This window comes from Microcoleus sp. OTE_8_concoct_300, assembly GCF_031383065.1.
In the GTDB taxonomy this organism is placed as follows: Bacteria; Cyanobacteriota; Cyanobacteriia; order Cyanobacteriales; family Microcoleaceae; genus Microcoleus.
The window spans coordinates 14,810-28,402 of sequence record NZ_JANMZH010000772.1 but is presented as its reverse complement, the minus strand read 5'-3'; the positions used below and the strand labels follow the sequence as shown (position 1 = coordinate 28,402).

The window sequence follows — 13,593 nt, the reverse complement described above, 5'->3', positions numbered from 1 at the left end:
AGAATGTAAACCGCAGATGACAATGGATGGACGCTGATTCGCGCAGATGAAGATCAGATTCAGGACTAATAGCGCTTTCGCACATCAAACCCGGTTGCGGCACACCAGCACGCGGGCTACTCAATCACTTAATTCCTTCTCCAAGCAATGCTTTAGCTGTTGAGCCAGCACCTCGACCCCTGGCTTTCTCAGCATAGTCAGGTGATTCCCAGGAACTCTAATCACCTCTACTTTTTGGGTCGTTAATTCGCTCCAGCCAAGAGTCGGATCTTGATGACTCATGCTTAGCTGTTCCCTCGATCTAAACAGAGTAATTCGCTGCGGATAAATTTTCGGTACATAGCTGAGAGTTGCTTGACTATTAGCCTGAAATACAGTAAACATCGAGGGAATTGCCAGCTCGCGCCAGCTCCGTTCTTTTGACTCCTGAGATAGGATGCTAACCATAACGGCCTGTTTCCAATTCCAGCGATGCAAAAAATTAGCTGCCAAATTAAGCATCTTATTTAATTTCGGAAATTTAGCAGCAATACCGCCACTTTGAACATTTTCTGCAGCAGCCACCAAGCGAAAATAATCTACTACAAAAGGCCAGATAGAGCGCGAAACAGTAGTCAGAATAAACTTGCAACCGTCCCAAAAAGAAGGTTTGTTAGCAGAAACCGGCGCTAAAGTATCCAGCACAGCAAGTAAAGCCACTTGATCCCCCGCTGCGAGCAACTGTTGAGCCATCTCAAAAGCAACCAAACCTCCAAAAGACCAGCCTCCTAAAAAATAAGGCCCTTTTGGTTGAACGGTACGCAAGGCTGCGATGTAGTCAGTCGCCATGTCTTCAATGCTAGTTAACGGAGAACTTTCGCCGTCAATACCCTTTGGTTGCAGCCCGTAAAACGGTTGATTTTCTCCTAGCTGAAAAGCTAACTCGCAATAAGGAAATACGACGCCAAAGATGGGATGGACGCAAAAGAACGGAGTATTTTTACCGCGAGGCTTAATTGCAACTAAAGGCGACCATTCCAGAGTATTTGTTTCTGAAGATAGCGAATCTGCTAAACCTTCAATTGTCGGATTTAAAAAAAGAGCAGACAGCGGCAACTCGCGCTCAAATTGCTGGTTAATCTCATTGATGAGGCGGATTGCCAGCAGGGAATCTCCACCCAAATCGAAGAAGTTATCGCGAATGCCAACGCACTCTGCGTTGAGGATTGTGGCCCAAATTTGGGCGAGGGTGGACTCGGTTGGTGTGCGAGGTGCAAGACAGCTTTTATCTATTGAATTGCTTGTTAGATTCCCCGGTGCAGATAGGCGCTGGCGGTCAATTTTGCCATTGGGAGTTAGGGGCAGAAAATCCATCGCCACAAAAGCATTGGGAATCATGTAATTGGGCAGTTGTTGTTTGAGAAAATGGCGCATTTCCACGGAATTAAGCGTCTGATTGTGATTGGGGACGACATAAGCAACTACGCGTTTGTTGCCCGACAAATCATCCACAGCAACCGCCGCTGTTTCTTTGACTGCTGGATGCTGAACCAGCAGCGCTTCAATTTCTCCCAATTCTATTCGATAACCGCGAATTTTTACCTGTTCGTCTGTGCGGCCTAAAAACTCAATATTGCCGTCGGGAAAATAGCGAGCTAAGTCACCAGTTTTATAAATTCGTTCTCCTGCTTTCTGGCTAAACGGATTAGCAATAAATCGCTGGGCGGTTAATTCGGGGCGGTTCAGGTAGCTTCGCGCCAATCCGCTGCCGCCGATGTACAATTCACCGGGAATTCCAACGGGTAGAGGCTGTAAATTTTTATCTAAAATATAGAGTTGAGTGTTAGCTATTGGGCGGCCGATTGGCGGTTTTTTGCGTGAAGCGAAGCTATCCCGCAGGGAATCGCAAATTTCGGCCAAACTTGACCAGACAGTCGCTTCTGTAGGGCCGTAAGCGTTAAAAAATCTGCGCCCAGCAGCCCAGCGTTTAACAATATCCGGGGAACAAGATTCGCCAGCACAGATGATTGTTTGCAGTGCGGGAAGTTCGGCGTTTGGAAGGACAGCTAGCAGCGAGGGCGGGAGGGTAGCGTGGGTAATAGCATTGTCCTGCAAAAATTGGATTAATGTTTGTCCGGGCAACAAAGATTCTTTCTTGGCACAGTAAAGTGTTGCTCCGGTTCCCAAGGCCATGACAATCTCAAAGATTGAGGCATCAAAACTCAGCGAGGCGAATTGCAAAATGCGGTGATTTGAGTTTAAGTTAAAAGCTTCTATTTGAGCTAGGGCTAAGTTGTAGAGTCCCCGATGTTCGATTAAAACGCCTTTGGGTTTTCCGGTTGAACCAGATGTGTAAATGACGTAGGCTAGGTTTCCTGGTAGGATATTTGTAGTTGGGTTTTCTGGGCTTTGTCGGGCGATAATTTCTCTGCCGGAGTCCAAACACACTACTGAAAAAACTCCGTAATTTTCCGCCTGCGTCAAGGTTTGGGCTAAGTGCTGCTGAGTTACCAAAATCGACACCTGAGCATCTTCTAACATGAAGTTAAGGCGTTCTTGAGGATAAGTTGGATCTAAAGGCAGGTAGGCTGCGCCTGCTTTGATAATGCCTAGCAATCCGACGATCGCATCTAAGGAACGTTCTACACAAAGGCCCACTAAGATTTCTGGTGCTGCTCCCAATTGCTGCAAGTAACGTGCAAGTTGGTTGGCTCGGCTGTTGAGTTGGCGGTAAGTTAACTGCTGGTTTTCAAAGACGGCGGCGACAGCATGGGGATCGCGCGCGACTCGCTCTTCAAATAGCTGATGGAAACACTGGTTTTGCGGATAATCTCTCTGAGTGTCATTCCAATCATTTAATAATTGCTGGTATTCTGGCGCTGTCAGCAAAGCCAAGTCGCTTAGGTGCTGTTGGGAATTGGCAACAATGGCTTCGAGCAGCGTTTGGAAATGTCCCGCCATGCGCGCAATTGTGCCGCTATCAAATAAATCTGTGCTGTAGACAAATTGCCCTTGAATACTTCCTGCATCTTCCCACAAGTGGCACTCTAAATCTAGCTTGGCGGTTCCCGCGTCAAAGTCGATCGCCTCTCCAGCGATTCCCGGCAATTCTAGCGCTGCTACAGGAGTGTTTTGCAGGCTGAAACTAACTTGAAATAGGGGGTTGCGACTCAACTCGCGATCGGGGTGCATTTCCTCAACCAACTTCTCGAAGGGCAAATCTTGGTGGGCGTAGGCTGCCATTGCGACGTTTTTTACCCGATGCAATAGTTCCCGAAAAGTTGGATTTCCTGATAAATCTGCACGCAGCACTAAACTGTTGACAAAAAAACCGATTAATGCTTCTATTTCGCTCAGGTTGCGATTGGCGATCGGCGTTCCTACTGCAATATCTACTTGTCCTGTATAGCGGTACAGCAAAGTTTGAAAGGCGGCTAGTAAAGTGATAAATAAAGTCGCGCTTTCTTGCTGGCTCAATGACTTTAGCGCCTCGCTCAAAGCAGGTGATAGTATTATAAATTGTTTGGCGCCGCGGTAGGATGGAACCGCTGGTCTTTGCCTGTCTGTTGGTAGATTGAGTGTGGTAATTCCGTTTAACTGCTGCCGCCAATAAGCTAACTGGCTTTCTAATACTTCGCCCTGCAACCATTGATGCTGCCACTCTGCAAAGTCGGCGTACTGCACGGGCAGTGCTGGTAAGTGCGAGATCTCATTTTTTACAAATGCTGTGTAGAGCGTTCCCAGCTCTCGAATTAGCACTCCAATCGACCAACCATCAGCCACAATATGATGTAAATTCAGCAACAATATATGTTCTGTTTCACTGAGTTGTAGCAGCGTTGCTTTGAATAACGGCCCGGCGGCTAAATCGAAAGGGCATTGCGCTGCATCGGTTGCGAGTTGCAGCGCTGCGGTTTGCTGCTGATTTGGCGAGAGATTTTGTAAGTCGATTGTGGGGAGGGATACGGTTAAAATGGGAGCAATAATTTGTACGAGTTCCCCTTCCAAAAGCGTAAATGTGGTGCGTAAAGTTTCGTGCCGCTGCACAATTTCGTGGAAGGTTTGCTCTAAGGATCTTAAGTTGAGGGAACCTGTTAAGCGGAGCGCTGTTGAGACATTGTAGAAAGGATTGCCCGGTGCTAATTGATTGAGGAACCAAAGCCGCTGCTGGGCAAAGGATGCCGGGAAGACGAAAACTTCTGTTTCTTCGGGAAGATTAAGCTTTTCTTCACCAGCCGGGAGGGAATTGTCGGAAAGATAGTTAGTCATATCAAATTATCAGGCAAGCCTCAAAGGAAAGCGCGTACAAAGTAGCCTACAAATATTAAAGAGAGAAGATTTTATCTCTTTGATTAAAATCTTTACCAAGGCAATACTAGACTATAACTCGTTTCGATATGCTGCTTCATGCCGAGGTCGGTAACATTCACAAGATGTGTAAAAAACACATCAACATCGTCTATCGCTTTAGCCGTAAGCCGAACTTTTCCGGTTGCTGTTTGAGTCCAAGAAAGCGCGGGAATAGCAAAACCATGTGCAAAACTGTGCCGCACTCTTAAAATCTCATTTAGCCTCTGCCGAACGGCTAATCCGCTCAGGCTTCTTGCAGACCAAACCCAGTCGCCAATAGGATCGTAACCAGTGTTTTGAATCAGAAGGTTTCGCGTGTTCTCCGAGTTGGGTGTATTGAATCTTTCAAGTGCGCGTTCCGCCGCATCTCTAGCAATAGAATGTACGGCATGAAATTTGGGATCTAAAGGATTTGCAGTTGCTGCGAAAAAATTGCGAACGAGTTCGTTTATGTAAGCATCCCATACAGCAACAAATGCAGCTAGAGCGGAGTGATAATAGACTTGAGTTTGGCTGCGCGATATTGGTTGCAAGCGCGGATCGGTAGCTGTTTCGCGAAGTGTTCGAGCCGTGTTGGACGCGGTTTTGTACTTCAATGCTGCTGGTGACGGCACGGCTATTTCCTAAAGACAATTCACGAATTTTTCAAGTGCATTTCGGTAGCTTTGCAGTGACTCTGCATCCAATTGGACCTGCTCGCCCGCGATGTTTGTGGCTGCTGGTGTGAGTTTGTGCAAGGGCGTGCCAGTCGTAGCAGCGAGTACAGAACCGCTGGTAAAATCTGGGATTTCAATGAAGCTGTTACTCGGCTTGTCTTTGGAGTTAGCAAAAATATGACGGTGCTTCTTGTGTATATCATCCATCATCTGCATAATTGTCTGGTTTACAGCTTCGTATGCCTTGCTCGCTCTCCCTTTGTACACAGCCAAATGTAGGCTAGCGAATGTATGTAATTTTGGTACAGGTAGACCTTCTTCCTTGGCGCGTTTTGCAAAAGCAATTCGTGCGTATGGCGCAGTATGCGGGTCGGTTATGGCATAGAGAATTGCGAGGACATTCTCGATCGCCAGACGTGAAGTATAGTCCGCTATAAATGGTACAACTAAGTTCTCTGCCGCCACCAGAGCAAGCTGTGTATAAATAGCAAAAGTAGGACTACAGTCTATGAAGAATATGGTATCGCGCTCGCCGCTATATGAACGCAGGGCAACCGTCAGGTCTCGTCCCCAAGTTAGCACCTGTTTCCACGAGTCATAAGGTATTTCCAACTGGGATGTTTGTCGGATTGCTTCAGAAATTATTTCCAGGTAATTGTCCCCGCATACAAGTCTTAGATTCTCTGGTATATTCTGATTGAATTCTCTCGGTTCGCATAGATATGGGGATACGTCTGCAACCATCCGAAATGGAGAGTTCAGACGCGCTTCTAGATAGCCTGCTACTGTTGCGCGCGGAGTTTTGCTCATTAAAAAATGCAGCGCATCTGGGCTAGTGAAATATCCGCCAAGTAGCATTTCTGACACATTCGCCTGCGGACATAAATCAATTACATAGACATCTGTATCGGGGTGACGGTGAGCATATTCAGAAGCAGCGACAAAGCAAAGGAAGCTTTTGCCGACGCCGCCTTTATTGTTCCAGAAAGCGTATGAACTCATTGGGTGTATTTCTTGGAAGGGACAATAAAATTTTCATCCTCTCTCTTTACTTTCTCTGTTCAGCGATGACAGCTTCACGCGACGATTATCGCGAGAAACAGGCACTAAAGCAGGAGCTTTAATTTTAGCATCGCTCTCTTTCAAACTCTCAACAATCTTAGATAATTCTCCGATTGTCGGCGCTTCAAAAACCCGGCGCAAAGGCAACTCTACCCCGAAAGCATCTCGCACTCTAGAAACAAGCTGAGTCGCCAGCAGCGAATGGCCTCCCAATTCAAAAAAATTGTCCCGGATACCCACTCGCTTTATCCCCAAAACCTCAGCCCAAATTTTCACTAAAACTTCCTCAATAGAAGTCTGAGGCGCAACATAACCGCCAGCCCATTCTAACTTAATCGGCTCCGGTACAGGCAAAGCGACGCGATCGACCTTTCCGTTCGCCGTCACCGGTAGCGACTCCAGCACCACAAAAGCCGACGGAACCATATATTCCGGCAGTTTTTCTGCTAGATAAGCCTGCAACTGTGGCACTAATTTCCGTGCTACTTTACCTTGTAAGGGATTGTTAGCATAAGAGCGCCAAGGACGCAAGTTATCGCTTCGGGTTTCTCGCACAAAATCTCTAGTTTCGCCCCGTGCAAACACTACATCGTAGCGCCCTTGACTGTCGGAATTAGACCAACTAATATTAACATTATACGGAACTTCCCAAGCATACCACGCTTCGGGATCTACTCCTAAATCCTCTACTTTTTCCACGGCTTTTTGCAACTGACCTGCTGTTGGAAATTTATCGACAACAGACAGCAATTCTGCCGCCTTAACTGCTGCCATTAGCCGCGCATTTGGCACATTAGCAATTCTTAAAACATCGAGTTGATTTTCCAATAATATTTGTTGCACCTTGGTAACAGTCAAATTTTGATTTTCAGCAGACCAATCCAGCCATTTCGATGCCCCAAACTCCCCTTTTGCCGGGGATTGGGCGGTATCTGTTTCCGACGCAATATGCAGAATAGCATTGTACCGAAAATCAGTTAACTCATTGTGATAACTACCGCGAATTAATTGAATCTCTACGCCGCCAATCTGCGGAAAGTGGTGTTTTAATGCGCCAAATAAATCGGGATCAATAACTAACTCTGTTTCTTGATAAATTTGCATTTTTACTCGCTGCTGCAACTGTTCGCCAGAGACAGAAGGTTCGGCTTGATACAGTTGTACGGAAGCGTGGAAAGCTGCCAGCAACGGCAAGCTGCGGACATCTCCGATGAATATAAAGCCGCCGGGAGCAGTTGCTTTCACCGCACCTTCTAGCACCTGCACGAGATAGTCGATAGTCGGGAAATATTGCACGACAGAGTTGAGAATTACTGCGTCAAAAGCTGCTGTCTCTACTCCTTCAAAGTCTGTCGCCATTTTCTGAAGCAGCGTTACATTAGTTAACTCTTGATTTGCCAAGTGCTGCCGAATATAGTTGAGCGAAATAGGTGAAAAGTCTGTTCCGCAATATTGAGTGCAGCGAGAGGCAATTTGGAACAGCAACAAACCTGTGCCGCAGCCAATTTCTAACACTCGGCTAGGCTGCAAAGCTAAAATTTGGGCGGCTTGATTGTTCGCCCAGTCGCGCATCTGTTCTGCTGGGATTGGCTGATTAGTATAACTGCTATTCCAGCCGACAATATTAAATGTTGGATCTGAGTCAACAGCAGGTTGATTGTAAGTTTCATTGTAGAGCATTTGCCACTGCAAAACCTGTTCGTCCTGCAATTGCATTATTTGGTTTTTTTCGCGGGCAACGCTATATTCAGGATTCAGGGCTATATAAGCTATTAAACGTTTATCTCCCTGTCCATCTTCCGAAGCTATTGCTACAGTTTGCTGCACGGCCGGATGTTGAGTTAATACTGTCTCGATTTCTCCTAATTCGATGCGGAAACCGCGAATTTTTACTTGTTCGTCAATGCGTCCTAAAAATTCAAGGTTGCGATCGGCTCTGTAGCGCACTAAGTCGCCGGTTTTGTAAATTCGCTCTCCTGAATTTGGTTTAAACTGAGATGTTGCACTATTATCGAGAACAGGCAAGATGCCTGTTCCACAAAGAGTGGGGTGGGCATCATTATCAAGAACAGGCATCTTGCCTGTTCCACAAAGAGTGGGGTGGGCATCATTATCAAGAACAGGCAAGATGCCTGTTCCACAAAGAGTGGGGTGGGCATTATTATCGAGAACAGGCAAGATGCCTGTTTCACAAGAGATGAATTTTTTTGTGGAACAGGCATCTTGCCTGTTCCTAAACAAGTCATTGAGAATGATGTCTGAATTTGGTTTAAAAGGATTGACAATAAAGCTTTGTGCGGTTAAATCTGGGCGGTTGAGGTAGCCGCGAGCGCGTCCGTTTCCGCCGATGTACAATTCGCCAACAACGCCGATCGCCACCGGCTGCAAATATTTGTCTAATATGTAGATTTGAGTGTTAGCAATGGGGCGGCCAATTGTCGGGGCGATGTCTGTTTGCTCTGTTACAGGAATATAACCGGAAGTTGTGACGACGGTGTTCTCGGTTGGGCCGTAATTATTTACTAGCTTAAATGGATGAGATTTTAAAGGATGTTGTTGCAGTTTTTCGCCGCCTGTGAGCAAGATTCGCAACGCTGTTGTTTGAGGCCAATCTAATAGCAAAACTTTCTCGGCTAAAGGTGTGGGCAAAAAGCTAATTGTAATTGCGTTTGATACTAACCAGTTTTGCAGTTTTTCAGGATCTCGCCTGATGTCATCTTCTGGAAAGTAGATGCTAGCTCCTGCGGCGAGATAAGGCCAAATTTCCCACCCGCAAGCATCAAAGCCGATCGCTGCAATTTGCGTTGCTCGATCGCCCGCTGACACCCCAAACTCTCTTTGATGCCAAAAAACGAGATTTAACAAGCTCCCGTGCTCAATTTCAACTCCTTTCGGCTTTCCCGTGGAGCCGGAGGTGTAAATCGCGTAAACCAGATTTTCGGCTGTGACTGCGCTGGTGGGATTGTCGGCGATTTCTTGGGAAATCATCTCCCAGTCTGTGTCTAAACAAACTATCTGTAAATTGGGCGATCGCAAATTCTCTACCCATTGCTGCTGAGTTAACACAACAGATAATTGAGCATCTTTTAGCATAAAGCTCGATCGCTCAGCAGGATAGCTCGGATCTAAAATTAAGTAAGCTCCTCCCGCTTTCAGGATACCCAACATCCCCAGGATCAGATCGGGCGATCGCCCGCAGCAAAGCCCGACTAAAACTTCCGTCCCAACCCCCATTTTTTGCAAATAACGTGCTAGTTTGTTGCTACGGAGATTTAGCTCTCCATAGGTGACTCGCTCCTCTCCAAATACCAGCGCCACCGCATCCGGTGTCCGATCTGCCTGCATTTCAAATAGCTGATGGATGCACAAATCTTGCGGATAATCCGCCTGAGTATTGTTGCATTCAACTAACAAATGATAACGCTCTTGGGCGCTCAAATATTGCAAGTTGGCAATTCGCTGTTCGGGATTTGTCACAATCCTTTCTAACAAGGTTTGAAAATGCCCGATCAGGCGGGTAATCGTAGCTTCATCAAATAAATCGGCGCTGTAAATAACCATGCCGCTGATACCCTCCGAGCTATCAACCCACAGCTTATTGCTGGGCGATTGGTTGCTTCCCGAGCTGTTGGGCGATCGCTCCCACAAATGGAACTCCAAATCAAACCGCGCTGTACCCACATCTAACTGCTGCGGGCTGAGTGTTAATTCTGGCAATTCTAACTGATTCCCCGGCGCGTTTTGCAGCGCAAACGCCACCTGAAATAAGGGATTTTGGTTCAACGCGCGATCGGGGTGCAGTTCTTCTACTAACTTCTCAAACGGCAAATCTTGGTGAGCGTAAGCTCCTAATGCTACCTCTTTGACTCGGTTTAAAAGTTCCCGAAAAGTTGGATTTCCCGACAAATCTGTACGCAGCACCAAACTGTTGACAAAAAACCCGATTAATGCTTCAATTTCACTGCGGTTGCGATTGGCGATCGGCGAACCTACTACAATATCTTCTTGCTGCGCGTAATGGTAAAGCAACGTTTTAAAAGCTGCCAGCATTGTCATAAACAGCGTCACTCCTTCGCGCTGGCTCAACGTTTCTAAAGCCTCGCTCAGTTGTTTTGGCAGTTGCAAAAATTGCCTTTTACCTCGGTAACTTTGAATTGCTGGCCTGGGGCGATCCGCCGGCAAATTTAGCATAGAAATGCCGTTTAACTGCTGTCGCCAGTAAGCAAGCTGCGTTTCTAAAACTTCCCCTTGCAGCCATTCGCGCTGCCATTTTGCAAAATCAGCATACTGGATCGACAAAGCCGGTAAAGGCGAAGGTTTTTCGCTAGCAAATGCCGTGTAAAGTGCGCCTAATTCCTGAATTAGCACTCCGATAGACCAACCATCGGAGACAATGTGGTGCATATTCAGCATTAGTAAATATTCGGCATCATCTAACTGCAATAATGTGACTCGCAGCAACAAGTCATTGGACAAATTGAAAGAACGTTGCGCTTCCTCAGCGGTGAGCCGGTTTGCTTCAGTTTGTCGAGATTCTTTTGGCAAGTTTCGCAAGTCTACTACATTAATCGGGAGGTGGAAAGCAGCAGCTATTCTCTGAACAGGTTGGCTCGAAACTACTGCTAAATTCGTCCGTAAAGCTTCGTGGCGGCGCACTATTTCATTGAAGGTTTGTTGCAGCGCCGAAAAATTGAGCGAACCTGTTAAACGCAATGCTGCGGGAACATTATAAAAAGGATTGTTCGGGACTAATTGGTCGAGAAACCACAAGCGCTGCTGTGCAAAGGAAAGCGGTAGATTTCCGTCCCGCCCCATAGGAACAATCGGTGCAGGAGTGAAACTAGAAGTACGATTAGCTGCTTTTAAAAATGAAATTATTTCGGCTTTTTTTTGAGATATTTTGGCGCGCAGTTCTGGTGTAAGAATTCCTTCGGGAGCGTTGCAGCGCAGGATCTCGCCCTCAACAAAAATATTAATATCTAGACTGCGAAGGTAAGATAAAAACTCAACTAACTCCACCCTGACAGAATCTCTGGCATTTGGCGATGAACTCGATATTTTTGGATCGGGCATTTTGAGTCATCCTGTCATTACTTGGGCAAATATAAAAGAAATTCCACCAGCGCACAAATTAAGAGCCAGGACTTACGGAAGTGTCACAATTAGTAAGGTGCGTCAGATCCGAAACCCTTGATAATCCGTTCATAATCAAAGTCTGACGCACCCTACAAGTCGATTCGAGCGTGCTATTGCAACTAAGTAGGCTGCGATCGCACCCATCGGGCGGTTACGCGATCGTAAGAAGGCGGCGCGGAGGATCGTCGCAAAAAAAGTGAGGCTATCCTACCTGAACTTCCTGCTCAGTTTGAACCTTTGCTAAAGCCGCTTTGAGATTTGCTTCAATCGACTCCACCTCACTCCAATGCTGGCAGTAAACTAGCAGCTTGCTACCTCTCTGAAGGATGAGATTTTGATTCTAGGTAGCTAGACATCAGGCATTGCTTTCTAAATCTTGGCTTTGAAAAATAGCAGGTGTGTCAAACTGTGTCCAGGAAAGATGGCAGCGCGATCGGCAAGGAGTAGTAGCGGAACATCGCCCCTCGTTCCATAAATTGCTCCATCACCAGCAATCTTTACTGATTACTTTCAAGTATTGCCTTCGCCTGCAAAAGTCCTTGAATATTCGTGCCGCGATCGCTGCTAGCTGTTAAATAGATGCGATCGCCATTGGAGTTAAAGGATATCCTCGCATCTTTGACATTAAAACCTTGCTGTGGTATGATATACATGAATAGAGCAAGATAGTGATTAGAATGGTGATAAATAACCAAACTGGGATAAATTTACTGGGTTTGAGCGATCGCCTAGAAATCACGACTCACAGTAATAGCGATAGCCTACAGCAAACCCTTTAACAGATAGATAATTGAGGCGATCGCCTAAAAATCACGACTCACAGGAATAGCGATGGCATACAGCAAAACCTCTAGCAGATAGATAATTGAGGCGATCGCCCTTCATCGGAGAAAGCGATCGCAGTAACTTGACAGTTAGCCAAAAACACAGTTATAATGCCCCTAAAAGATCGGCGATCGAACTTGAGTCGGTACGCAGTAACCCACAATGAGGTTATCATTTCCCCTAGTTGGGTTGCGTTCCTTAACCCAAGCTAAAAGATCGGCGATCGCACTAAACTGTTATTTGGAGTAATTTTATTAAGCCGACCCAAAAGAGCGGTGATCTCGCTTCATCAAAAAAAGTTGGCATAGCAACCCATAATAATCGCACTTAACCCAATCCGCTAGTTGTCGCGCACTCATTGATCTCATAATTAACAAGGAAGAATAAATATGATTACAAATAGCCATTTAATTTCAGGTGAAACATATATTTCTCAAAATAGACCAGATACAACTCACAACTTTCCGCCAGATGATGAAATTAACGAAAAATACAAAAAGGGAGAGATAAGAATTGTAACAGAACAAGCTCGTTATCCACTTGATAGTATAGAAAATATGCTTGACAGTGCAAAATATATCCGAAATCCTGAATACCAACGTCGTAAAAGATGGAACAATACTCGAAAATCTCGTTTAATAGAATCATTCATAATGAATGTACCTATTCCACCTATTTTTTTGTATGAAATAGACTATTCTCTTTATGAAGTAATGGATGGACAACAAAGACTGACAGCTATATATGATTTTTATAAAGGAAAATTTGAGCTAGAAGGATTAGAGTATTGGAATGAACTTAACGGGCGAAATTATCAAAATTTACCTGAGCAAGTTCAAAAAGGTATAGATAGACGATATTTGTCTTCTATTATTTTATTGCAAGAAACAGCTAAAAGTAAAGAAGAAGCTGAATCTCTCAAACAGATAGTTTTTGAAAGATTGAATAGTGGAGGAGAAAAGCTAACTGCACAAGAAACAAGAAATGCCTTACACAATGGCAAGTTTAACCGACTATGTATAAAACTTTCTGAAAATGACCCTTTCCGTAAAATGTGGAACTTACCCTTAGAAAGTGAAGGGGAAGAAAAGTTACTTGAAAGTGAATCTTATCGCAAAATGGAAGATGTAGAATTAGTTTTGCGATTCTTTGCTTATCGTCATATAGAGAATTTAAAATCTCCAGTGGATAAATTTTTAGATGAATATTTAAAACAAGCAAATAACTATTCAGATCAAACGATTGAAAATCTTGAAAATATTTTCCAAGAAACTATTCAGTTGATTTATTCTATATTAGGAGATTCAGCTTTCATCCCTCCAAAAGAACAGCGTGATAGAAAAACACCATTAAAAACTATTTATGATCCAATAATGCAGGTGTTTGCAAATAATATTCCCCATAAGGAAAGTCTACTCAGAAATAAAGCTGACATTAAAAGTAATCTATATTCAAATAAAGAATTGCTATATATCAAAGAAGAAAATAATAGATCGCTTTTTGATGGTAGATACAATAACAAAAAGGATGTAGAAGCACGCATTGAGTATTTTCATAATTTCCTAAAAAACTATATTTAATTATT

At 44.9% G+C, this 13,593-nt stretch carries 6 protein-coding genes; 1 reads left to right on the top strand and 5 read right to left on the bottom strand.

The window, feature by feature from the left end; translation table 11 throughout:
• Nucleotides 1-120 precede the first annotated feature (120 nt).
• The 5 genes from ACUVJL_RS34535 to ACUVJL_RS34515 form a co-directional block, all read right to left on the bottom strand.
• Nucleotides 121-4,248: a non-ribosomal peptide synthetase gene (locus tag ACUVJL_RS34535; RefSeq protein WP_445249953.1), complete on the bottom strand. Its 4,128-nt coding sequence runs from the start codon at nt 4,246-4,248 to the stop codon at nt 121-123.
• Between the two features lie 92 nt (nt 4,249-4,340).
• Entirely contained in the window at nt 4,341-4,943 is a 603-nt protein-coding gene (locus ACUVJL_RS34530) for a HEPN domain-containing protein (protein WP_445249952.1), read from the bottom strand.
• A 9-nt stretch (nt 4,944-4,952) separates the two neighbouring features.
• Complete coding sequence (locus tag ACUVJL_RS34525) at nt 4,953-5,987, bottom strand: ParA family protein (protein WP_445249951.1); 1,035 nt, start codon at nt 5,985-5,987, stop codon at nt 4,953-4,955.
• 33 nt (nt 5,988-6,020) lie between these two features.
• Nucleotides 6,021-11,120: an amino acid adenylation domain-containing protein gene (locus ACUVJL_RS34520; protein ID WP_445249950.1), complete on the bottom strand. Its 5,100-nt coding sequence runs from the start codon at nt 11,118-11,120 to the stop codon at nt 6,021-6,023.
• A 560-nt stretch (nt 11,121-11,680) separates the two neighbouring features.
• Nucleotides 11,681-11,836, bottom strand: coding sequence for a hypothetical protein (locus ACUVJL_RS34515; protein WP_445249949.1), 156 nt, complete (start codon nt 11,834-11,836; stop codon nt 11,681-11,683).
• Between the two features lie 561 nt (nt 11,837-12,397).
• On the opposite strand from ACUVJL_RS34515, the gene ACUVJL_RS34510 reads away from it, so the two are divergent.
• A complete protein-coding gene (locus ACUVJL_RS34510) occupies nt 12,398-13,588 on the top strand; it encodes a DUF262 domain-containing protein (RefSeq protein WP_445249948.1) in 1,191 nt (396 codons plus the stop codon).
• The last annotated feature ends 5 nt before the right edge of the window (nt 13,589-13,593 follow it).